Source organism: Blautia luti (assembly GCF_013304735.1).
Classification (GTDB): domain Bacteria; phylum Bacillota; class Clostridia; order Lachnospirales; family Lachnospiraceae; genus Blautia_A.
Genome location: NZ_JAAITI010000002.1, coordinates 185,630 through 209,211 on the forward strand (window position 1 = coordinate 185,630; position 23,582 = coordinate 209,211).

Annotated in this window: 23 protein-coding genes; 3 read left to right on the plus strand and 20 right to left on the minus strand. The window is 45.5% G+C overall.

Translation table 11 applies throughout. The features are described from left to right. Positions 1 to 62: 62 nt before the first annotated feature. The 9 genes from cbiB to G5B06_RS02200 all read right to left on the minus strand — a co-directional run bounded on the left by cbiB (position 63) and on the right by G5B06_RS02200 (position 10,895). Positions 63 to 1,037 carry an adenosylcobinamide-phosphate synthase CbiB gene (cbiB, locus tag G5B06_RS02160; protein WP_148448028.1) on the minus strand — a complete coding sequence of 325 codons (975 nt, stop codon included), beginning with the start codon at positions 1,035 to 1,037 and terminating at the stop codon, positions 63 to 65. Continuing rightward, the gene (locus tag G5B06_RS02165; RefSeq protein WP_148448030.1) at positions 1,024 to 2,427 is read right to left on the minus strand and encodes a cobyrinate a,c-diamide synthase; all 1,404 of its coding nucleotides are present in this window, start codon (positions 2,425 to 2,427) and stop codon (positions 1,024 to 1,026) included. The genes cbiB and G5B06_RS02165 overlap by 14 nt, the downstream gene beginning before the upstream one ends. Beyond that, the gene (gene cobK, locus G5B06_RS02170) at positions 2,424 to 4,400 is read right to left on the minus strand and encodes a precorrin-6A reductase (protein ID WP_148448032.1); all 1,977 of its coding nucleotides are present in this window, start codon (positions 4,398 to 4,400) and stop codon (positions 2,424 to 2,426) included. The genes G5B06_RS02165 and cobK overlap by 4 nt, the downstream gene beginning before the upstream one ends. Further along, positions 4,393 to 5,124, minus strand: a complete 732-nt coding sequence (gene cobJ, locus G5B06_RS02175) for a precorrin-3B C(17)-methyltransferase (RefSeq protein WP_148448034.1) — start codon at positions 5,122 to 5,124, stop codon at positions 4,393 to 4,395. The genes cobK and cobJ overlap by 8 nt, the downstream gene beginning before the upstream one ends. Continuing rightward, positions 5,117 to 6,205, minus strand: a complete 1,089-nt coding sequence (locus G5B06_RS02180) for a cobalt-precorrin 5A hydrolase (protein WP_148448036.1) — start codon at positions 6,203 to 6,205, stop codon at positions 5,117 to 5,119. The genes cobJ and G5B06_RS02180 overlap by 8 nt, the downstream gene beginning before the upstream one ends. 3 nt (positions 6,206 to 6,208) lie before the next feature. Further along, a complete protein-coding gene (gene cobM / locus G5B06_RS02185; RefSeq protein ID WP_148448038.1) occupies positions 6,209 to 6,967 on the minus strand; it encodes a precorrin-4 C(11)-methyltransferase in 759 nt (252 codons plus the stop codon). 2 nt (positions 6,968 to 6,969) lie between these two features. Continuing rightward, positions 6,970 to 7,671 (minus strand): precorrin-2 C(20)-methyltransferase, encoded by a 702-nt coding sequence (gene cobI / locus G5B06_RS02190; RefSeq protein WP_148448040.1) that lies wholly within the window; start codon positions 7,669 to 7,671, stop codon positions 6,970 to 6,972. Positions 7,672 to 7,744: 73 nt separating this feature from the next. Further along, positions 7,745 to 8,926, minus strand: a complete 1,182-nt coding sequence (gene cbiD, locus G5B06_RS02195; protein ID WP_148448042.1) for a cobalt-precorrin-5B (C(1))-methyltransferase CbiD — start codon at positions 8,924 to 8,926, stop codon at positions 7,745 to 7,747. Between the two features lie 628 nt (positions 8,927 to 9,554). Beyond that, positions 9,555 to 10,895, minus strand: coding sequence for an MATE family efflux transporter (locus tag G5B06_RS02200; RefSeq protein WP_148448811.1), 1,341 nt, complete (start codon positions 10,893 to 10,895; stop codon positions 9,555 to 9,557). Between the two features lie 227 nt (positions 10,896 to 11,122). Here G5B06_RS02200 and G5B06_RS02205 point away from each other — a divergent pair, with 227 nt between their 5' ends. Further along, on the plus strand, positions 11,123 to 12,016 hold the full coding sequence (locus tag G5B06_RS02205) for an RluA family pseudouridine synthase (RefSeq protein WP_173761729.1): 894 nt from the start codon (positions 11,123 to 11,125) through the stop codon (positions 12,014 to 12,016). 94 nt (positions 12,017 to 12,110) lie between these two features. Here the strand turns inward: G5B06_RS02205 and G5B06_RS02210 are convergent, their stop codons facing one another. From G5B06_RS02210 to G5B06_RS02225, 4 genes are all read right to left on the minus strand, one after another. Next, positions 12,111 to 12,875, minus strand: a complete 765-nt coding sequence (locus G5B06_RS02210) for a type III pantothenate kinase (protein ID WP_148448807.1) — start codon at positions 12,873 to 12,875, stop codon at positions 12,111 to 12,113. A gap of 32 nt (positions 12,876 to 12,907) precedes the next feature. Further along, positions 12,908 to 13,540, minus strand: coding sequence for an ECF transporter S component (locus G5B06_RS02215; RefSeq protein ID WP_148448805.1), 633 nt, complete (start codon positions 13,538 to 13,540; stop codon positions 12,908 to 12,910). 96 nt (positions 13,541 to 13,636) lie between these two features. Then, positions 13,637 to 14,833 carry a bifunctional phosphopantothenoylcysteine decarboxylase/phosphopantothenate--cysteine ligase CoaBC gene (gene coaBC / locus G5B06_RS02220; RefSeq protein WP_173761730.1) on the minus strand — a complete coding sequence of 399 codons (1,197 nt, stop codon included), beginning with the start codon at positions 14,831 to 14,833 and terminating at the stop codon, positions 13,637 to 13,639. A 14-nt stretch (positions 14,834 to 14,847) separates the two neighbouring features. Then, a complete protein-coding gene (locus G5B06_RS02225) occupies positions 14,848 to 15,465 on the minus strand; it encodes a peptidylprolyl isomerase (protein ID WP_334297578.1) in 618 nt (205 codons plus the stop codon). Positions 15,466 to 15,960: 495 nt separating this feature from the next. Here G5B06_RS02225 and G5B06_RS02230 point away from each other — a divergent pair, with 495 nt between their 5' ends. After that, positions 15,961 to 16,440, plus strand: a complete 480-nt coding sequence (locus G5B06_RS02230) for an S-ribosylhomocysteine lyase (RefSeq protein WP_173761732.1) — start codon at positions 15,961 to 15,963, stop codon at positions 16,438 to 16,440. Between the two features lie 124 nt (positions 16,441 to 16,564). Here G5B06_RS02230 and G5B06_RS02235 read toward each other — a convergent pair whose 3' ends face one another. From G5B06_RS02235 to G5B06_RS02245, 3 genes are all read right to left on the minus strand, one after another. After that, on the minus strand, positions 16,565 to 17,053 hold the full coding sequence (locus G5B06_RS02235; RefSeq protein ID WP_173761733.1) for an SH3 domain-containing protein: 489 nt from the start codon (positions 17,051 to 17,053) through the stop codon (positions 16,565 to 16,567). A 99-nt stretch (positions 17,054 to 17,152) separates the two neighbouring features. Beyond that, on the minus strand, positions 17,153 to 18,181 hold the full coding sequence (locus G5B06_RS02240) for an XdhC family protein (RefSeq protein WP_173761734.1): 1,029 nt from the start codon (positions 18,179 to 18,181) through the stop codon (positions 17,153 to 17,155). Positions 18,182 to 18,199: 18 nt separating this feature from the next. Then, complete coding sequence (locus tag G5B06_RS02245; RefSeq protein WP_173761735.1) at positions 18,200 to 19,354, minus strand: aminotransferase class V-fold PLP-dependent enzyme; 1,155 nt, start codon at positions 19,352 to 19,354, stop codon at positions 18,200 to 18,202. Positions 19,355 to 19,435: 81 nt separating this feature from the next. Here G5B06_RS02245 and G5B06_RS02250 point away from each other — a divergent pair, with 81 nt between their 5' ends. Then, a complete protein-coding gene (locus tag G5B06_RS02250; RefSeq protein ID WP_173761736.1) occupies positions 19,436 to 20,656 on the plus strand; it encodes a dicarboxylate/amino acid:cation symporter in 1,221 nt (406 codons plus the stop codon). A 55-nt stretch (positions 20,657 to 20,711) separates the two neighbouring features. On the opposite strand, the gene yedF is transcribed toward G5B06_RS02250, so the two are convergent. The 4 genes from yedF to G5B06_RS02270 form a co-directional block, all read right to left on the minus strand. Then, entirely contained in the window at positions 20,712 to 21,323 is a 612-nt protein-coding gene (yedF, locus tag G5B06_RS02255) for a sulfurtransferase-like selenium metabolism protein YedF (protein ID WP_173771208.1), read from the minus strand. Positions 21,324 to 21,343: 20 nt separating this feature from the next. Continuing rightward, entirely contained in the window at positions 21,344 to 21,535 is a 192-nt protein-coding gene (locus G5B06_RS02260) for a hypothetical protein (RefSeq protein ID WP_148448790.1), read from the minus strand. A gap of 2 nt (positions 21,536 to 21,537) precedes the next feature. Next, positions 21,538 to 22,182, minus strand: a complete 645-nt coding sequence (locus G5B06_RS02265; protein ID WP_148448788.1) for a GTP pyrophosphokinase — start codon at positions 22,180 to 22,182, stop codon at positions 21,538 to 21,540. Between the two features lie 122 nt (positions 22,183 to 22,304). Then, on the minus strand, positions 22,305 to 23,552 hold the full coding sequence (locus G5B06_RS02270) for a DUF1015 domain-containing protein (protein WP_173761738.1): 1,248 nt from the start codon (positions 23,550 to 23,552) through the stop codon (positions 22,305 to 22,307). Between the last annotated feature and the right edge of the window lie 30 nt (positions 23,553 to 23,582).

The following is a 23,582-nucleotide window of genomic DNA, read 5'->3' on the forward strand; positions in this document are numbered from 1 at the left end:
TTCCTCTCCTGTCTGTTATGTATTATCTGCATCTTTTCCGGGTCAGAACGTTTCTGCGCCGGTCAGAAAAACAACATACGAATGCCTGCACTGATCAGACAAAATATAAGAATTCCCAGCACAGATGCCGCATACATCAAACGGTTGGCTCTTTTGATATCCTCCGGCTCCACCGGGCGGATCGGATCACCAATCGTAGGTTTTTCATATAATTTTCCAAAATAATACGCATTTCCCGCAAGCTGTACTTCCAGAGCACCTGCCATAGCTGCTTCCGTCTGTGCGGAGTTGGGGCTTGCATGGTTTCTCCGGTCTCTTTTATAGATCCTGGCTGCATTTTTTGTGTTCATTCCTATCAAAACCGTTCCCGCTACCATCAGCCAGCCGGAAATTCTGGCGGGGATATAATTGGCCACATCATCCAGCTTTGCGGCAACTCGTCCAAAATACAGATATCTGTCATTTTTATAACCCAGCATGGAATCCATGGTGTTGATTCCCTTGTACAAAAACATCAGCGGTACTCCGCCGACAGCCATATAAAGCATAGGGGCAATTACGCCGTCTGATGCATTTTCTGCCACGGTTTCCACTGCTGCTTTTGTCACACCGATCTCCGTAAGTTCTTTTGTATCACGGCCGACAATCATGGATACCGCATAACGCGCTTCATCCAATGTTCCATTTTTCAGACGGTCATAGACTTTCATGCTTTCATCTTTCAGGGAGCGGGTGGCAAGAAGCTGGTAACACCAGAAAGTTTCCAGTATAAATCCAGCCACTGTTGAAAAACGGTAGAGATAATGCAGAACCAGAAATGGTACTCCGCCACTGAACAGACAGATCAGCACCACAGTCACAAAACCGCCGGCAAGTTCCCCTCCATGACTTTTCGGAAAAATTCTGCGAATTCCTTTTTCCAGCAACGCAATCAGATTTCCGATGACACAGATAGGATGATACAGCCATCTGGGATCTCCGATAAGAAGATCCAGGACAAATCCCATAACCAGTGCAGGAAGACTATATTTCAACATCTTTCTTCATCCTCCGTTCTTTCTTGTATTCCAGCGCATCTGTCAGAAAACGCACCGGAACCTTCGGATTTCCATAATAATAAAGATGAGGAAATCCTGCCATCATGCGGTCCTTTTTGTGGATACAGTCCCAGCCTCTTTTGGATGCCGGTTTTGACGCATGGAACGCGGCGCCACAGTCCGTGGAATCAAAATAATGAAACTCATGGGCAGGTATTTCACCAAGTCCGGTATTTTCTTTTTCTGTAAGAGTAATATATCCAAATCTGTTAAGTCTGGGTGTCCGAAAAGATCTTCCCCGGATTACACCGCAGACCTTACGGAAATGGCCTTCCATGTCCTCCATCTCCTGATGAAGATACATAAATCCGCCACATTCTGCCAGGCAGGGCATTCCTTGTTCCATCGCATTTCGAATCGCCAAACACATCTTCTGATTCTTTTCCAGCGCTTCTCCGTTCAGTTCCGGATATCCGCCGCAAAGAAGAAGTCCATCCAGATCTTCCGGAAGTTTTTCATCATGGATCGGAGAAAACGTTACCAATTCTGCCCCCATCTGTTCCAGAAGATTTAAATTATCCGCATAAAAAAAGCAGAAAGCTTCATCGTCTGCCACACCAATCCGTACTTTTTCCTCTGTATGATAGGCAAATGCAGCGTCTTCCTGAATCAGCTTTTTCAAATCCGGTGCCTGAAGTTCCGGTGCAGTTTGGGCAAGTTCCAGAATTCCGTCAATATCCAGTGTCTTTTCCAAAACTTCCGCAAGTTTCTGTAAACGGTTTTTCAGTTCCGGAATTTCTTCCGGAAGCACCAGTCCCAGATGACGGCTTTCAATAACACAGTCTTCCACTTTTGGTACATATCCCAGAACTTTTACGGAAAGCTCTTCTTCCAGAAGCTGTTTCATCCTCGGATACAACATCGGAGACATCTGATTAAAAATCACTCCACAGATATGGCTGTCTTTCTTATATTCCAGAAATCCCTTCACATAGGCAGCCAGTGATACACTCATCCCACGGCTGTTTACAATCAGAATCACCGGTGTATCCGTAGTTTTTGCAAGATCATAGGCACTGGCTCTGGATGTCGTTCCACCCACACCATCATAATAACCCATGACACCTTCCATCACCGCAATCTCACAGTCTGCGGCATTTTTTGCCAGAAGGTATCTGGTCCTGTTTTCATCTGTAAAAAATGTATCCAGATTCCTGGATTTCGTACCGATTACCCGGCTGTGGAACATAGGATCAATATAATCTGGTCCACATTTAAAAGAGGCAGTCTTTAAATTCCGGTTTACCAGTGCCTGCAGAAGGCCGCAGGTAATCAGGGTTTTTCCACTTCCGCTTGCACCTGCCGCAAGAAGCACTCTGGGAATTTTCACTTTGGTTCCTCCCCTCTTCCACTGCAGGAAATAATATAAATCGGGTTTTCTCCCATCATCATATGGTATCTTCCAACAGATTTGGATCTTGCAACTCCAAGCTGTACAATATCCACGTCTTCCAGATCAAATTTGCGGATGGCTTCCATGGCTTCCGTAACCGTTTCCAGAGTAATACAGTTAATCACAATACGTACTTCCGGGTTCTTTTCCAGAAGAAGTTTTATAATTGCATCCATATTTCCGGAGGAACCACCGATAAATGCATGAGTCGGAACCTCCAGTTCCATCATAGCCTCCGGTGCCATTCCAGATATGATCTCCAGATTATCTACCGCAAATTTCTGTTTATTCTCTTTCAGAAGTGCAAGGGCGTCTTCTTTTTTCTCAATGGCATAGACCTTTCCGTTCCATGCACGAAGAGCCATTTCAACAGATACAGACCCTGTTCCTGCCCCCACATCATAACAGATGGAGTCTTCAGACAGATGAAGTTTGGAAAGAGACACGGTCCGTACCTCTTCCTTTGTCATCGGCGCCTTTCCCCTTTGAAATTCTTCATCTCGGATTCCATGAACTGCCGGCAGAGGCCGGGCATTTTCGTTATACGCTGTCACCACACTTAATGCATCTCCATGGTATTCCGTAAGATTTTCTGCCTTATCGTGAAAAATTTTCTCCTGGTCATAGGAAAGATTCTCTCCTACATAAAGTGTCACATCCCCCATGTTGTAATCTACCAGTTTTGATGCAAGTGCCGCCACTCCATCCTCGGTTCCAAGAATGGAAAACACTTTTCGATTGTTCCGGATCAGAGAGACCAGATTACAGTCTCTTCCGTGGGCACTGACAATCTTTGCGTCATCCCAGGAAAGTCCGATTTTTGCCATAAAATATACCACAGAAGAAATTCCACAGATCACCTGAACTTCCTCTCCCAGAAGATCCAGAAGTTTTTTTGCTCCGCTGTAGAATCCCACATCCCCCGAAAGCGCAATGGCAACCGTCCGGTATTCCGGATGTGCTTTGATATATTCTGCAATCTTTTCGCTGCGGTATTCATGAAGAACCGCCTGGCCTGGTTTCTGCACGGCTTCCGTCATACGTCTGGCTCCGATCAGAAGCTCCGCCTCCTCAAAAGCTTTCTTTCCCTCTAAAGTCAGCGTTTTTTCTGCCCCCATGCCGATTCCCACAAGAGAAATCTTCTGTGACAGACTCACCCCGAAGAATTTTGCCAGAAAAACCCTGGCTTCTAAAAGAGAGAGCCCTTCTTCCTTCAGTGGTCTTCCAATAATCACCGGAATAACACCTGCGCGCCGGCAGGCCTCCATTTTTTCCGGAAATCCTCCCGCCAGCCCGGTATCTTTCGTCACCAGATAACTGCACTGATACTGGCGCAGCATTGCTTCATTGATTTCCGTCGAAAACGGTCCCTGCATACCGATGAGATGTTTTCCCTCAACTCCAAGTTCCGCGCAGGCACTGATTACAGAAGGAATTGAGAGAACCCTTGCAAAAAGCCTCTCTTTATAATCCGGAATTACTGTGAATTTGGCCAGTTCCTTACTTCCCGTAGTAAGAAAGATATTTCCTTCTGTGCCGCAAAGAAACTCTGCCGCTTTTTCCGTACTTTCCACATAAACTGCCGTTTCACTTTTTTCTCCCTCTGGACGAAGAACCCGCTGATAACGAACTCCCGTATTTTCACAGGCTGCCCGGATATTTTTTGTTACTTCCGCAGCATAAGGGTGTGTGGCATCCAGAACAATTTCCGGTGTTTCCTTTCGGAAAAGTTCCTCCATATCTTCTGTTTTCAGCCTTCCTGCACTGACATGAAGGAACTCATTTTCTTTAAGAAGAGAGCCACCGTACTCTGTAGCTGCACAGGCATACACCGAAACTTTATTTTCCGCAAGAAACTCACAGAGTGCATAACCTTCTGTGGTACCTGCAAAAACAATGGCTTTATACATTCTTATATCCTCTTGGCGTTACCATCTTGCCATCTATGTTCTTTGTCTGGGAATTTCCCACAAAAACAGTAGTAAACATATCCACTTCTGTGTCTCGAAGTTCTCTTAACGTCATAACCTGCGCGGTTTCTCCCTCTCTTGCGATCTGAGCAACTGTACCGCATACTGTATCCGGAGACTTGTATTTCATCATCAGGTCACAGGCTTTCTGAAGATAATCTTTGCGCTTTCTGCTGGATGGATTGTAAAGGCATACTACAAAATCCGCCTGTGCGGCTGCCAGAAGCCTTGCCTCAATTTTTTCCCATGGAGTGAGAAGATCACTTAAGCTGATCAGACAGAAATCATGAATCAGCGGTGCTCCCAGGACTGCAGCCCCACCGGTTGCAGCTGTTACACCTGGAATAATGTTAAGCTCCACATCCGGATAATTTTCTCCCACTTCATACATCAGACCTGCCATGCCATAGACACCGGCATCTCCACTGCAGATCATGGAAACAGTTTTTCCTTTTTTTGCTTCCTCAAAGGCAAGTACACAGCGATCCACCTCTTTCTTCATCGGGGTGGTCATAAATTCTTTTCCTGCAAAATATTCTTTTACAAGATCCACATATACAGTATAGCCAATGATCACATCGCTTTCATTTAATGCACGGATCGCTCTTCCAGTCATCTGGTCGTATGCTCCCGGGCCAATTCCAACAACATAAATTTTACTCAAAACGTATCCTCCGATTTCCGGCTGCAAGGGCGGTGGTTACACCGTCCCGGCCTGTTTTTTTTCTGATCAGGGTACCCTGTCCGCAACCCAGAACCGCGCTTCTTTCACAGACATTGTCTACACCTGTTATTTTTTTGACAAATTTTGATGGAGTAAAATCTCCTTTTACTGCTCTCAGCTCTTCTTCGGTAAAAGTCCGAAATGGAAGGTTCCAGGTTTCTGCCAAAGACAGTAAACCTTGCTCCTCTTTTTTCAGATCAATACTTGTGACCGCCTGCAGTGCTTCTTTATACAGATCTGCTTCTTCCAGACATTTCTCCGCCGCTGCCTGGATTGTTGCAGCATCTTTACCCTTTCTGCATCCCATTCCCAGAACTACGTCAGGTGGTACTACGTGAACGGTATTTTTAAATGGCAGACAGCTTTTATGAAACGTCACCGCAATACCGGTTTCCGGCACTTTGCCTGTTTCTGAAGCTGTCTGATCCTCTTTCTTATTTAAGGGGCTTCCGTCTTTTCCGCAAAGCATCAGTCCCTCCGGCAATTCGCCTTCCCATGGAAACTCACTGTAAAACCCAACCGTCTCTCCTGCAAGCAGTGCTGCTGACGCTTCTTTCGCAGCCTTCATATGAAAAATCGCACACCCGTTTTTTTTTGCAAAAACATCTACCGCAAAACGGCTGTGAAGATCTGTCGCTGTAGTTACCACAGGTACTGCCTGGAGATCCTTCGCACATCGGATGGCCAGTTCATTTGCTCCGCCCAAATGACCGGAAAGAAGTGAAATCACGAATTTTCCACATTCATCCACTACCAGCACAGCAGGATCTGTTTTTTTTCCTGCAATATAGGGTGCAATGCTTCGAACCGCAATTCCACAGGCACCTACAAAAATCACTCCGTCTTTTCCGGACTGAAACTGCTCCTCTGCCCATTTTGAGACAGATACAGAAATCGAATCCGGAAGATAACGGCTCTTTTTTGCCAGCGTAACCTGATCTCCTTCTTTTTCCAGTGCCCTTTGAAGTTTTTCCCCTGTCTCCAGTCCTGTCATACTGAAGCAAATAACGGAAATATTCATGTTCTATTTCGTAGCCTCACGGAACTCTGTTGTAAATCCGGGATCATAAAGCTTGGAGCGGTCATAATGTGCCGCATTTACTGCATCTCCCACCAGCATCAGAGCTGTCTTTGTGATATTGTTCTCCTTTGCTGTCTGTGCAAGAGTTCCCACTGTACAGATAAATTTCTTTTCATCCGGCCAGGTTGCCTTATAAACAATAGCTGCCGGTGTATCTTCCCGGTAACCGCCCTCTACCAGTCTGCGGCTCAGTTCTTCCAGCATACCTGTACTGAGGAAAATTACCATTGTTGCGTTATGTGCGGCAAAAGACTGAATACTTTCTTTTGTCGGAACCGGTGTTCTTCCTTCCATTCTGGTAATAATTACACTCTGAGAAATATCCGGAAGAGTATATTCCAGATTCAGTGCTGACGCTGCTCCGCAGAATGCACTGACACCTGGACAGGAATCATAAGGAATCCCCTTTTCATCCAGAATATCCATCTGCTCACGGATTGCACCGTAAATACACGGGTCACCGGTATGCAGACGAACGGTCATTTTTCCTTCTGCTTCTGCTCTTTCCATAACGGAAATCACTTCCTCAAGAGTCATCTTTGCACTGTTATGAATGGTGCAGACATCTTTGGAATACTCCAGAAGCTGCGGATTTACAAGAGAACCTGCATAGATAATTACATCTGCTTCCTCCAGATACTGTTTTCCTCTTACTGTGATAAGATCCGACGCTCCCGGACCTGCTCCTACGAAATGTACCATAACTATTCCTGTGTCCTTTCTTTATTTTCTTTAATGATAATCAGAGAATAATATCCCGCATCCTCCGGAATCTCTTCCACACTTCTGTAGATTTTTTCATCCGGCATTCCGCAGTTTTCAATCATCATGGCTTCCGCACCCTGAGCGAGAAGCTGCTCTTTTACATTTCTCATTTTCTTTCCGGCTTTCATAAGAACCTTGGTTCCCGGAAGTTTCAGTGCATCCTCAATCTGATAGGAAGCCGGAATTACATGGAGAGGCTCTGCTTTTTCCACAAGTCCGGTATTCAGACGTGCAGAAACCGCACAGAAGGATGTGATTCCACAGACAATTTCTGTGTCATACCCCTGCGCTACAAGCCTGTGATGTACATAGAGATAGGTGGAATAAACGGTTGGATCTCCAAGTGTCAGAAATACCACATCTTTCCCCTGATCCAGGACAGCTTTTACTTTCTCGGCACCTGCATCGTGATAACTTTTCAGGACTTCTGGATCTTTTGACATTGGAAAAGGAACTGCAAGGAGTTCTTTTTTTCCAAGTTCCGGATAAGCACCCTCTACAATTTTAAATGCTACCGTATCTTCCGGAATCTCTCCTGGAAGTGCAATTACTTCTGCCTCTTTTACAAGTCGAAGTGCTTTTAAGGTAAGAAGTTCGGGATCTCCTGGTCCTACACCTACACCGTATAATTTACCTGCCATTTTTCTTTCCTCCTGTAATCTATTTATTAACAGAATGATTTTTTTCTGTTCCTGTTATTTTGTAATAAAATTTTTATAATTTTTCGGATTGTTTCTTTATTTCTGTAATGAGTTTTTCCGCATCCCGTGTCTGTCCCAGCAGTCCATATACATTGGAAAACACCACAGCGCCCAGTACAATCTGTTCATAGGAACGGTGGTCCAGATAAAACTGGATTTTCTCCATTACAATGGCCATGGTTTCTTTCAGAATTCCATATCGTTCAAGAACCGCCAGCGCTTCATCTGTAGTTCCAGCTTCCAGAATTTCTTTGGCACATTCCAGAGTGCCTCCTGCACGGATGGCTGCGGCACAGAGAACTTCCATTCTTCCGTCTGCACAGTGGGAATGGGTATTCATAATCCCTGCGGCAACTTTCACGAATTTTCCAATATGGGCCACAAAAAGAATCCCTTTTACTCCCATATCAATGGCCATATCAATGGTTTCCCCTACATAATTGCTGCATTTGATATTATTTTCAAAAGGAATGGTCATATGTTCCCGCAGATAATCTGCACCATAATTTCCGGGTGTCACCAGTATGTAGTTCTCTCCCTGGCAGAAATGCTGTTTCATTTCCACGTGGATGCTTTCAATCAGTGCTTTTTCACTCATGGGTTCCACAATTCCGCTGGTTCCCAGAATGGAAATTCCACCTAAGATACCAAGCCGGGGATTGAAAGTTTTTTTTGCAATCTCCTCTCCTTCCGGCACAGATACCGTAAGTTTCAGTCCACCTTCATAATTATATTCCTGGGCTGCCTCTTCGGCTTCTCTTAAAATCATGGCTTTGGGCACCGGATTGATGGCAGCCTCTCCCACCTTCTGGGAAAGCCCCGGTTTGGTAACTCGGCCTACACCGATTCCGCCGTCCAGAATAATCTGCGGATGTGTACCGGAATTTTCTGTATTTCCTGAAAAAAATTTTTCTGCTTTTACATAGACCAGAATTCCGTTGGTGGTATCCGGATCGTCACCGGCGTCTTTTTGGACTGCACAGGAGACGTAATCTTCCCCACGGGTGATGTCATGAAGAGCCAGAGTAAGAGTGATTCCCTTTGGGGTGTTTAAGGTGACCTCCGAGAAGGATTCACCGGAAAGCAGCATGCGGACTGCACCACGTGCTGCACCTGCCGCACAGGAACCAGTAGTGTAGCCGTAGCGGAGGCGTTTGTTGTTTTTTATGATGTATTTGTTTTCTAATCCATTCAAATTATTGGGGCCTCCTTTGGGAAATGAGATTTTTTGTAGGAAATTTTTTGTTTTTTCGTTTGGTGTTGCTTTTTAAGCAGTGGGAATTTGCGAGGAGGGGAAGCACTCAGAGTTGCGAAGGCCGTTTCCCCTCCTCGCGCTCCTCCCCTCCGGCCACGCAATTGGGCGTACGGTATTGGAAATGATACACCATGGCGGGGCGATGGATTCCACGATATCGGTCCCGATAGTCTGAGCCGATTAGTCGCTCCGGACGGAAAGCATATCTGCTTCGCAGATTGTTCCTGACTTTTAACTTGAATTTTTATTTTCTGGCAATGTTACACTATGTATACACCTTCACTCTTTTTACAGTCTCATCCGTAATCCAGGAACAGGCCTGCCACGCAGGCCGCCTTCCGTCCCTCCCCAGATCGGCTAAGACTCACACATCCAACAAAGTATCATACATCCACCCTCTCGACAAATTCACATTGCCACAATGCGGAAATTTTCTGCGTGCCCAAGAAGGGGGAGTGTGAGGGGGATCTTCGGGCTTCGCAACTCTGAGATGATCCCCCTCACGGTTTTCCTCCCGTTTTCCAAAACGCCCTCGCCCAAAGGCTTTGGGATCCCATAAGGCAATTTCCTAAATTACCTTATGCTCCAACCACTTGCGGCTGTGGAATCTCCATGTAAATATGATTCCGCGTACTGTCCAGTCTGCAAACATTCCGATCCATACGCCCATTGGCCCAAAGCCCAGGACGCGGATGAGAAATACACAGAGACAAAACCGGCAGGCCCACATGGTACAGCAGGAGGTAATCATGGAAAATTTTACATCTCCGGCTGCACGCAGGCCGTATCCTGGTACAAAACCCATTGTCCAGACAAGCGGTTTTACGATCGTGATCCATGTAATCATATGAATACACATTGCGGCACTTTCTTTTTCCATACCTCCCAGAATGGTAACCGGTCTGGCCAGAATGTAAACGACCAGACAGCTTGCGATAATAACAAATTCCGCAATGACACAGAGTTTTTTTATGTAATAGACCGCCTCATCTTTCCGTCCGGCTCCAAGGCACTGCCCTACAATCGTCATCAAGCCGACACCGACACCGATAGCTGCAATTCCATTTAAGTTCTCCAGAATATTAGTCATCGCCTGGGCTGCAATGGCAGTTGTTCCCAGAGTAGATACGGTTGACTGAATCGCAAGTTTTCCAAGCTGGAACATACTGTTTTCTACTCCGGATGGAATGCCCAGTCCCAGAATTCGCTTGATCATACCCCAATCCGGACGGATCTTCAGATAATCACGGACAACAATGGGCTGCCTGTCTTTCCGCAGCTGATAAAGAACTACCACAGCGCAGAAAATACGGGAAACCAGTGTGGAAAGCGCAGCACCTGCAACACCAAGATGAAATACCCAGATCAGAATCGCATTTCCCCCAATATTCATGACATTGGAAATCATGGAAATCGTCATGGGCCCCTTCGTATTCTCCTGAGCACGGAATATGGAAGCCGCAGAGTCATATGCTGCTATAAACGGAAACGACAGTGCTGTAAAAAAGAAATATGTTTCCGAAGCACGCATGACATCTGCTTCTACCGCTCCGAAAATAAACCGCAGCAGAGGTTTCTGAAAAATAAGACAGACTGCCGATACCGCTACCGAAATTGCAGTGATAATAAACAGCACCTGTCTTGCAGACATGTTTGCTTTCTCATAATTTTTCTGACCGATATACTGGGCACATACAATGGCACCTCCTGCTGCCAGCGCCGAAAAGGCCTGGATCAGAAGTATATTGATGGAGTCTACCAGAGACACCGCAGAAAGAGCCGCAGATCCCACATTGCTGACCATCATGGTATCTGCGGTTCCCATTATCGAATTCAGAATCTGTTCCAGCACAACCGGAACCAGAAGATTACGGATCATCCGGTTGGTAAACATATGCTGCTGTTCCATTGTTTCATCCCCCACACTGTCTATAAAGTTATCCTTTATTTGTCTGTATTTTATCAATTCTGCTATCTTTGACATTATACCCTTTTCCGGCACTTTTTCCAATATATTTTCTGTGTTTTTCTGCAAAACTATACAAACTCTGTCTCCGATGCTATACTGTAACAGAAATCAGCAGAAACATATTCCCGCATGCTTCTGCTGCCAAAATTCAGAAAAGGATGTTCTATATGCAGAGAATTATTACGTATACCATTTCTCCGAAGGATTCCGGGATTTCAATTTTATCTTTTCTCCGGAACAACGGTTTTTCCAAACATATCCTGACTACCATGAAACGCGCAGATCATGCCATTCTTCTTAACGGACAACCCTCTTTTGCCAAAACGGCGCTTAAAGAACAGGACGTTCTTCGCATTCTCGTTCCTGAAGAAGCCGGATCAGAAGAGTCCATCCTTCCTGTAAAAATACCCCTGAATATTCTGTATGAAGATGAAGATATTCTGGTTCTCAATAAACCGGCGGACATGCCAGTACATCCTTCTGCCGGAAATTACGAGAACACTCTGGCCAACGGAGTCGCCTGGTACTACCGACAGCAGGGAGAAACGTTTGTATACCGCTGTATCAACCGGCTGGACCGGGACACAACTGGAGTGCTGGTTCTGGCCAAAAACCCTTTAAGTGGTGCTCTTCTTTCCACTCAGATGAAACAGCGCAGAATCCGCCGCACGTATCTTGCACTTACAGACGGAATTCCACCAGAAAAAGGGACTGTCCGTGCACCAATTGCAAGGGTAAATGACTCCGTAATTACCAGGGAAGTCAATTTTGAACGGAGCGAACCTGCTGTAACGCATTACGAGCGTCTGGCAGTCAGCAATGGATACGCTCTTGTTGAGCTCCATCTTGAAACCGGCCGGACACATCAGATCCGTGTTCATATGAACTACATCGGCTGCCCTCTGCCCGGCGATTTTCTCTATCATCCGGTATTTGACCGGATTGGCAGACAGGCACTTCATTCTTTTCAACTGGAATTCGAGCATCCCATTACCAAAGAGCCACTACGGTTTCTGGCACCTGTGCCGGAAGACTTCCGGAAAGCCTTTACCGGAAGCTGAAGATTTATCAAATGAAAATTCCTCTCACAATGCAAAAACAGCTGTCTGTATACAGATTTCCGCATACAGACAGCTCTTTTCTCATTTTTCTTAATTATTTATTCTTTTCATAAATTATAAGCAATCCCTTAAGAAGAAGATCTTCATCCAGGATAATGTCTTTCTTACAGTGGGAAACAATCTTCTTTGCAAGACCGCCGGTTGCAATGACCGTTGCTTTCTCACCCAGTTCTTCTTCCACACGGTCGATAATTCCGTCAATGGCTGCCGCATTGCTGTAAAGCACACCACTCTTCATGCACTCAATCGTATTCCGTCCGATAACATGCTTTGGTGCGTCAATACTGATTCCACTTAACTGGGAAGCTCTTGCAGTTAACGCATCCAGAGATATTCCAATACCAGGAAGAATCATCCCGCCAATATACTGTTTCTTGCCGTTGACAACTGAAACTGTAGTTGCCGTACCCATATCAATTACAATAAACGGAACCGAATACTCCTTCAAACCAGCTACCGCATCCGCAACAAGATCCGCTCCCAACTGCCCAGGATTGTCCATCATAATATTCAGACCGGTTTTTACACCAGGCCCAAGCACCATGACTTCTTTTTTCAGAATTTTCTCGGCCGCCAGTTTTGCAATATTGGTAATCTGCGGAACAACGGATGAGATGATACATCCATCGATATCCGTCTTTTTAATATGATAAATATCCAGTACTGTTTTCAGATCAACGGCGTATTCCAGCTCTGTCTTTGTCCGCACAGTAGCAAGCCGTTCAATAAAATACGTCTTTTTGTCATCAATGCATCCCACAACAATGTTGGTATTTCCAATATCAATCGCTAAAATCATAATTTTTTTTTCCCGTCTTTTTTACAAAATACTTATGCTTTTTCCCGGCTGATCTGTGCTGCAGGTATCAGATGTGCCTTGGAAAGTGCTGCTCCCACTGCACCTGTAATTACTGTAGAAGAGATCATCTCACATACTGCATTGATTCCTACCATCAGACAGCAGCCGATAATAATGTTATGACCACCCATCAGATTTTTCACATAATCGGTATTTCCGAACAGTCCTACAAGCGCTGCCATAAAAAACAGGGTATTCAAAAATGCGGAAAAGAATCCTGTTACGGCACAGGCTACATAGGTATTGCTGATTTTCCGCATTCCCCGGAAAATATATCCAAGGCAGATACCATCCAGAAGACGCGGCACAAAACGCTGAATAAACGCGAATGCCGGATTAATGCCGAAGAGCACAACTCCCATTGCGCTGGAACCTCCTACGCCAATACACTGCAGAAAACTGGTCAGACCGAAAATCGCACCTGCCACGGCTCCACCTACCGGTCCGAGAACCACTGCACTGATTGCTACCGGAATCACATTAAAAGAAATGGCCAGTGGCCCGATATTCAGATATCCCAGGGGTGTGTAAGCCATAAGCAGAAGAATTGCTGCCATCAGGCCAAGTAACGTGAGCTGTGCTGTTGTAAATCTGTTGTTTTTCATTTTTTCTCCTCCTTGTTACCGTTCCGTCCGGGAAACTTCATGGAAACACAGCCTGTTCCATAGTTTCCTTACGGATACAATACGGTGATGGACTTATTAATGATTAATAAGTGAATTAATTTTATCCAGGATTTTAAGAGCTGCATCCTCCTTGCTCATAAGTGGGAGTGATACTTCCTCATCCTGTGTAATCAGGGTCAGAACATTGGTATCTCCCTGGAATCCGGCGCCTTCCACCTTCAGATTGTTGGCTGCCACCATATCCAGATTTTTCTTCTCAAGTTTGGCCCTGGAATTACCGATCATATTCTGGGTTTCCATGGAAAATCCGCAGAGGAACTGACCATCTTTTTTGTGCTGACCCAGATATTTCAGAATATCATCCGTTCTTTCAAGTTCTATGGAAACCCGATCATCTTTTTTCTTAACTTTGTTATCACTGACCTGTTTCGGACGGTAATCCGCCACTGCCGCGGCCTTGATGATAATATCCTGCTGATCGCTTCTTGTGGTCACTGCCTCAAACATATCTCTTGCAGTTGTCACAGGAACTACCTTCACAAAAAGTGGCGGTGCAATCGCAGTAGGTCCGCTTACCAGCGTGACCTCCGCGCCCCTAAGCATCGCCATTTTTGCAATGGCATATCCCATTTTTCCGGAAGAATGATTAGTCAGACAGCGAACCGGATCTATCGCCTCCTGCGTTGGCCCGGCAGTGACGAGCACTTTTTTGCCGAAAAGATCTTTCTCAAAAGCAATTTCTTTCAGGATATATTCCAGAAGAGTCTCCGGTTCCGGCATTTTTCCTGCGCCTGTATCTCCGCAGGCAAGATAACCACTGGCCGGAGTAATCACTTCATATCCATAGGAAACAAGTTTCCTGATATTATCCTGTACAATCGGATTTTCATACATGGCAGTATTCATGGCCGGCGCAAAAATCTTCTGGCACCGGCAGGCCATAACCGTTGTCGTAAGCATATCATCGGCAAGGCCATTGGCAATTTTCCCAATTACATTGGCACTGGCCGGTGCAATCATTACCACATCTGCTTTCTTTGCAATGGAAACATGCTCTACCTGGAACTGAAAATTCCGGTCAAAAGTGTCCACCAGACATTTGTTTCCGGTTAACGTCTCAAACGTAATAGGATTGATAAAATTCGTGGCATTTTCTGTCATCAGTACATGGACATCTGCATGAAGCTTATGTAATGCACTGGCCAGATATGCTATTTTGTATGCAGCAATGCTTCCTGTCACTCCGAGAAGCACCGTTTTCCCTTTTAGCATCCTTCTTCCTCCTGTCAGTCAGTCATACGAATACTTTCGATTACCGGCTGCTGATCTTTTGCTATACTGCCATTGCCATCTGTTGGTGTGACATCCTTACATATCTGATCTACAACATCCATTCCGGAAGTCACATGGCCAAATGCCGCATAATCCCCGTCCAGATATGTGGAATCAGACTGTACAATAAAGAACTGGGAACTTGCGCTGTCCGGAGCAGAACTTCTTGCCATGGAAATCGTTCCCCTTACATGGGAAATATCATTTTTTACACCATTATTGGAAAATTCACCTTTGATGGTCTCATCCGCTCCACCAGTTCCATCGCCCTTGGGATCACCACCCTGAATCATAAATCCGTCAATGATCCGATGGAAAGTCAGTCCGTCATAAAAGTTCTCCTGTACCAGTTTTACAAAATTTGTTACTGTAACAGGTGCCGTATCCGCATCCAGTTCCACATCAATCTCGCCGTAATCTTTCACTGTGATTGCTGCATGATAAGTTCCGGTAAGCTGCTGGCTGGTATCAATTACTGCAGTACCTGCTTTTTTTGCGTCCTCGGAACCATCTGAAAATCTCTCTTCTGTGCTGTCTGCTTCACTTTCTGTCAAAGTGGAATCTTCCTCCAAAGTAGAATCCGAACTGCTCTCTTCCTCCGCAGTACTTTCTTCCTGGTCTGTAAACCCAGCCTTCTCTGCTTCTTCCTCGGAAACGGCTTTCGCTGCAGTCTCTTCATCTACTGCAGTCTGGCCCTGTGTTGTCTCCTCCTCCAGAGATTCTTCCTTCTGGTCGGATGTCTTCTCAGAAGTATTCCCGCTGCTTCCGCATCCTGACAGCATGCCAGCTGTAAGAACGGTCGCAAACAATACAGATAAAACCTTGCGTTTCATAATTTATAAATCCTCCTTATCAGATCCTGAAACCGTTGATTTTCACGTTCTCAGATGAGTTTTTTTACTCTCCCCCTGTAAGCTTTCCTCAGTTTAACATTATCCTTTCACAAAGTCAACTTTACGCAGTCCTTCCCTTGTATCTCGAAAGGTTCTCTGCTAAAATAAAAGCTGCGGTACCTGGGCTTAGAATACTGCAAAAGTTATTTCAGAATCAGAAAGTGAGGAATTATCATGGAAAAAATCACAAGTTTTACCATAGACCACATCAAGCTTCAGCCAGGTGTATATGTTTCACGAAAAGATCCGGTAGGCGATCAGGTAATCACCACCTTTGATATTCGTATGACTTCCCCAAACGAGGAACCGGTCATGAATACAGCAGAACTTCATGCCATGGAACATCTGGCAGCAACTTTTCTCCGTAACCATAAGGAATTCGGACCGAAGATCATTTACTGGGGGCCTATGGGATGCCGTACAGGAAACTATCTTCTTCTTAAGGGCGATTATGAATCCAAGGACATCGTACCTCTTATGATCGAAATGTTTGAATTCATCCGTGATTTTGAAGGTGAGATTCCAGGAGCGTCTGCAAAAGACTGCGGCAATTATCTTGATATGAATCTCGGCATGGCCAAATACCTTGCAAAAAAATTCCTGAATGAAGTTCTCTATGACATCAAACCGGATCGTCTTGTATATCCAGAATAAATCCCGGAAGATTTCACGAAAATAAAGCAGACATTCTCAGTCTGTGAACATAAATAACCCGGTACTCTGCTCTGGTTTCCTTACCAGAACGCAGTTACCGGGTTTTGTTTTTTGCTTTTTTCTTTTACTGTGCTGCTGCCGTATCTGCAGTTGCCGCTCCTACCGGCGGTGTTGTGCTGACATAATCACCGGATGCATAACAGGTCTGTCCATTATAATCTACACGAATCCATCCATTATCACATACACCTGTACATTTCAGCGCTTCTCCGGAAAGTACTCCGGCCACAAATTCCGCATCTGCACTGGCATCTGAACGCAGATTTACGCCTTCAACCGCATAGTAGGTCGCATCCTGAACCTGCACATTAACGCCACTTGGAGTCTGCTCTGTAGCTGCTGCCTGTGTTGTAGAATCTGCCGCTGCTGTAGAATCTGCCGCCGCTTCTGCTCCCGGTGTCGGAGTTGCGGTTGCTTCCGGTGCCTCTGTCGGTTCCGGGGTTGGTGTGGCGTCTACAACCGTTACCACTGCATCGGTACCTTCTGTAAATCCACATCCCTGTGACATAAAAGCTGCCGCTGCTATCAAAGCCAAAATACATTTTTTCTTCATTGTTTATGGTCCTCCCTTATACGCCGGTACCGGAAAACGGTTTTCCTCCCGGCATTTCGTCCAATAACATTATCTCCAAATATACACGATTTTGGCATATTATGCAAGTCCCGGCATATTCTTCCCCGCATTCACAGGCTCAAAAAGGACTCTCACCGTTCCCCCGCAGATCATACCTAGATCCCCTTTTCCCTGTCCAAGTTCATAAATCCTGGTTTCCACAGCCTGCACCTGGGACGCATATTTTCCGGCCTCAAATTCTACTTTTCCACCGCCGATACTTCCAACAGTTCTTCCATCCCGGAATACAAACATCTTGCTTCCGGTTCCGCGTGGAGAAGATCCTTTTTTTTCAATAATAGTAACCATGGTTCCTGCTGCTCCAAGGCGGATCGCCGCCTCCACTTCTTCATCGCAGTAAGTGCGGAAATGTCTGTTTTTTTCCTGGACAATTTCTGCCATAATACTTACCGCAATCTCTGCCGGCATCTGTCCTCCAATTGGCAGGCCGATAGGAGCATGAATGCTGTTCACCTGATCTTCTGTGAAACCCTCTGCCAGAAGTTTTTCCCGGGTAATCCGCACCTTTGTTTTGCTTCCGATCATTCCAAAATAAGCAAACGGTCTTTTTAAAATTGCTCTTGCACAGGCAGAATCCCCGAGATGGCCTCTTATCACAACTACATACCAGGCATTTTCGTAAGGAGGAATTTTCTCCGGTAAAGTTTCAAAATCGCCGGTAATCCTCTCGTCTGCCTGCGGAAAACGTTCTTTCGTTACAAAATCCTCACGGTCGTCCATCACCGTTATATGAAATCCCAGAAGCTTTCCGATCTCCGCTACCGGAATAGATACATGTCCTCCGCCAAGAATAACCAGTCTTGGATTCTTCTCATAGGTTTCCACGAAAATTTCCTGATTCCCCACTTTCACAACGCCGGTCTCCACCGCGTCTGCCACTGTTTTTTTCAGTAATTCTCCGGCTGTTTCTTTCGCCTTTTTTCCATCGGGATAAAAAAAGCAGTCCTCCTCTACCAGATACTTAAGCCCCGTTTCCTCGCCGTTCAGGAAAATTCCTGTCTTTACACGTCCTCTTTTTTCTACCACATCGTATATTTTCTGGTACATACATTCTGTCCTTTCTTTTCAGTCTTCGATCCCTGCTGCCAGTTCTCCAAGTGCCGCAGCTGCCGCGTCAATTTCTTCCTCTGTATTAAAATAGGAAAAACTGAACCTCACAGCCCCTGTTTTTTCTGTACCCAGGGCTTTATGCATAAGCGGCGCACAGTGTCCGCCGGAACGTACACTGATTCCGTAATCCTCTCCCAGAATCATCCCAACTTCCGCGGAACCTTCTCCTTCAAGATTCAAGCTTACTACCGGAGATCGGTCTTCCTGGGAAAAATCCCCATACACGGCGACTCCGGGAATTTTTTTTACCTGGTCATAAAAGCGCCACATCAGCATCTGTTCTCTTTTTCGGATTGTGTGGATTCCGGTTTCCTGTATCCATTCAAGAGAAGCCCTCAGTCCTGCAATTCCGTGGCTGTTCAGGGTGCCGGCTTCCAGTGATTCCGGCATGTCAGACGGATGCTCTTTCTGAAAGGTTAAAATTCCACTTCCTCCCACTTTCAGAGGTTCCACCAAAACACCTGGCCGCACACAGATGGCCCCCGTTCCCTGTGGCCCCATCAGTCCTTTATGTCCGGAAAAACATAAAATATCAATCTGATCTATTTTCATGGAAACAGGAAAAACTCCTGCTGTCTGTGCAGCATCAACAATAAAAAGAATTCTCTGTTTCCTGGCAATCGCTCCTATGGAACGGATATCATTACAGTTTCCGGTAAGATTCGATGCATGCGTACATACAATTGCTTTCGTCTCCGGGCGGATTGCCGCTTCCAGATCATTTACAGAAATCCTGCCTTTTCCATCTACCGGAAGAATGGTCAGATCCATACCTCTTTTCTCCAACGCGTAAAGAGGCCGGAGCACACTGTTATGGTCCATTTCCGTACAGATCGCATGGACTTTTTCTCTTTCCGGATGCAGAGTTCCAAACAGTGCAGTGTTTAACGCCTCTGTGGCATTTGCGGTAAATGCCACACATTCCGGTCCTTCCACATCAAATAACTGTGCAATTTTGCATCTTGTATCAAAAATAATCCGTGAAGCTTCCATAGCTTCTCCACTGCTTCCTCTTCCACTGTTTCCTGCCTGCTGCATGGCTTCCACCACAGCCCTGGCCACACAGTCCGGTTTGTGAAAACTTGTAGAAGCGTTATCCAGATAAATCATGTCAAATCTCCTTGTGCTTTTTATAAAAAAATCTTATAATTGGTTTTGGCTTTATTTTATACTATCAGAGGAGGTTTTCCAATGAAAAAAGGATCTTTTTTCAAAAGTCTGCCTTTTAAACTCCTTGTTGCTGTAATCCTGGGTATCCTAGCCGGGCTTGTTCTGAACCGGTACAGCACAAACGGAATTTCCATGGCAGTTCTCAATATTGTTGTCACAGTCAAGTACATTCTGGGCCAGATCATCACCTTCTGCGTTCCGCTGATCGTTCTTGGTTTTATTGCCCCCTCCATTACCAAGCTTGGAAAAAATGCTTCCGTAATGCTGGGTGTTGCTGTGATCCTTGCCTACGGTTCTTCCATCGGTGCGGCACTTTTTTCTACAGCGTCCGGATTTTTGATTATTCCGCATCTGTCCATTCATTCTTATACTGCAGGACTGAAACAGCTGCCGGAAGTAATTTTTGAGTTGGAGATCCCGCAGATCATGTCGGTTATGAGTGCTCTTGTTTTTTCTGTTATGATCGGCCTGGCTGCCACCTGGACAAAAGCGAAACTGGTCACCGGTCTTCTGGATGAGTTCCAGAAAATCGTTCTGGCTCTGGTGTCAAGGATCATCATTCCGATTCTTCCGCTGTTCATCGGTTCTACTTTCTGCGGACTTGCCTATGAAGGTACGATTACCAGACAGCTGCCTGTTTTCCTGGAGATCATCGTGCTGGTTCTTGCCGGACATTTCATCTGGATGGCGCTTCTGTACATCCTGGCCGGAATCTACTCCGGTGAAAATCCTCTGGAAGTTGTACGACACTATGCACCAGCTTACCTGACTGCTGTAGGAACCATGTCTTCTGCCGCAACACTGGCAGTAGCCCTTCAGTGTGCATCCAGGGCAAAACCTCTTCGTAAAGATCTGGTAAATTTCGGAATCCCGTTGTTTGCAAATATCCATCTCTGCGGTTCCGTTCTTACAGAAGTTTTCTTCTGCATGGCTGTTTCCAAGATCCTGTACGGTTCTGTTCCAACGCCAGGTACTATGGTTCTGTTCTGCCTGCTCCTTGGAGTATTCGCTATCGGTGCTCCGGGCGTTCCCGGTGGAACAGTTATGGCTTCCCTTGGTATCATTACCGGCGTATTGAAATTTGACAGTTCCGGTACTGCTCTGATGCTTACTATTTTTGCATTGCAGGACAGCTTTGGAACTGCATGTAATGTAACAGGAGACGGTGCCCTGACGTTGATGCTTACCGGCTATGCAAAACGTCATAATATTGAAGAACAGAATATTGATATTAAATTATAAAAATTTCAAAAATGCCGCAGACTTCGAAAAATCTGCGGCATTTCCATATTCTATTTTATGGGCGGATTACTTTACCGGCTTTCGTAAGTTTCTCCGCAATGTCATACATGTTTGTCACGGTGCCCACTGCCGGCTCTTTCAGCCCGTAGAAGTTCACACAGGTTCCACAGGTCAGAATCTCACAGCCCTGCTCCTGCAAAGTTTTCAGATCTTCAATGCATGGGGAATCCGAAGCAGTAAGCTTCGCTCCTCCATTGTAAAAGAGCATTACAGACGGCGGTGTCTCAAGCTGTGTCAGAGCATACACAAAGCCTTTGATAAGGATTGCTCCAAGCTCCGGATCTCCGTCTCCCATCTTATCGGAAGTAATGGCCACGGTATAATCTCCCTGTGGTGCAACAGGTGTGCAGACAATTTCCGGTTCTGCGGCAGTTCTGGCCTGTACATCGGATTTCACTACCATACGGATTTCATAACCGCCATCCGTCTTTCTGGAAACAAAACTGCATCCGGTACTTCCGGCAAGTCTGCTTAAGTTGTTTACTGCAGTCTCATTATCCACAAGAACCTGGATCTCATCTCCCTGTTCTGCTTTATCCAGGATCTTCTTGGTCATTACTACAGGAATCGGGCACTGTTTGCCCATGGCATTTACTGTATGTTTCATATTTCTTTCCTCCCTGAAATTTATTTCTGCTCCAGTTCATGTGCCTGTCTGAAAATTTCGCAGGCCCCTGTATTCACACATCGTTCATGTGCACAGTCCATAAAAGTCAGCTCTCTGCTTCCGTCTTCCCGCTGTGTATACTCACAGCATACCGTCTCTCCGCCATTCATAGTGCGGCAGAATCCAGAGATAAATTCTTCTTCAATTTCCATTTCTATCCCTCTGCCGGAGCATCCACAACCTCAGAAGGTGTGATCTCCTCCAGCATTCCAGTCTCATTATACGCTTCAAACTGTTCTTCGATCTTTCCCAGGATATCTGCATACTGACAAAATGCCTCAGCCAGCTCTTCTCTGTGTTCCGGAAGTTTCTTGTAGCAGACACGGTGCTCCATACTTGCCCACAGATCCATGGTCATGGTACGCAGCTGTATCTCCACCGGAAAATATTCCATCGTATCCAGATAATAGACAGGTACGGCAATGATCACATGATAACTTCTGTACCCGTTAGGTTTCGGATTCTGTATGTAATCCTTCTCACGGATAAAAATCAGTTCACTCTGTCTCTTAAGCGCATTTACAAGGTTATAAATATCATCTATAAAATAGCAGATCACACGGATTCCGGCTATATCCCGGAGATAATCCTTGGCATTCTGCACACTGTCCGAATGTCCCAGCTTCTCAAGCTTCTTTTCGATGCTTTTTTTGGCTTTGATCCGTTCCTGGATATTATGGATCGGAGATATGGAAGACTTCTGGTACAGACTTCCGTTCAGCACCTCCAGCTTGGCCCGCATGATCTGGCATGCATTCTGATATGGCTGGATACAATCGTAATACTGTTCGTTTGTCATGAAAACCCCTCTTTCTCATTTGCTCACCATGGTTTATATCTTATAAAATAAATGTGAGCAATCTGTAGTAATTTCCTAAGATTTTCCTGACCATTTTATTAAAATTCTATAAAAACCGGTTGTCAGTCTGAAAGTTTATGGATAAAAAGACCACTTCGAAGCTTCGGCTCAAACCATGTGCTCTTAGGCGGCATCAGTTTTCCCTCATCTGCAATCGCCATCAGTTCTTCCATCGAAGTCGGATACATAGCAAAAGCGGCGCCACCCGTTTCATCTGCAGCCGCAGCCAGATCTTTCAGTTTGTGATTTCCTCCCATAAAACAGATTCTCTCATCTGTACGCGGATCTTCAATCCCAAGTACCGGTCCCAGAACCTTATCCTGAAGAATGGATACATCCAACTGTCCTACGCTGTCTTTCTTGGCATAAATATCCGGATATGCTTTCAGATGAAACCATTCCCCATCCACATAAAGACCAAAGCAATGCTTTTCTACCGGTTTGCATGGAAATCCCGGCATTGCCATCAGTTCAAAATTAAACTTCATACTTCCGATGAAAGCTTTCGGTTCCATACCTTTAAGATCTTTTACAATTCTGTGATATGGAAGGATCGTCAGCTGATCACAGGGAAATACCACAGACAGGAAAAAGTTAAACTCTTCTTTTCCTGTATAATCGGGATGTTCTTTTCTTCGTTTCTGTCCTACTTTTACGGCAGACGCTGCTCTGTGATGGCCGTCTGCAATATAGATGGAAGAAATTCCGCCAAAAAGGCTGTGGATTTTCTGAATTTTCTCCTCCTCATCCACGATCCATACCCGATGTGTAATTTCATCTTCTGAAGTAAAATCATATACCGGTTCATGACTGTTTTTCCAGTTTTCCATCAGTACAAGAAGTTCTTCCGGATATCTGCAGGCAAGAAAGATCGGGCCTGTATTGGCATCGCAGATATCCACGTGATGGATTCTGTCCTGCTCTTTGTCTTCTCTTGTCAGCTCATGCTTCTTAATCACGCCATTCATATAGTCGTCAATGGAGCTGACACCTACAATTCCTGTCTGGGATTTTCCTTTCCGGATCAGTTCATACAGATAATAATTCGGTTTTTCATCCTGTATCAGCGTTCCCTCTGCCTGAAAACGATCCAGATTTTCCTTTGCTTTCTGATAGACTTCTGCATCATAAAGATCAGTCTCCGGATCCAGATCCATTTCCGCTCTGTCTACATGGAGGAAAGAATAGGGATTTTTTTCTCCAATTTCACGCGCTTCCTCTCTGCTTACTACGTCATAGGGAAGTGCTGCCACTTTCTCTGCTTTTCCCTCAGCGGGTCTCACTGCCCGAAATGCCTGAAATAAAGCCATTGTGCTTCTCCTCTCGTTCCTGCCCGCTTT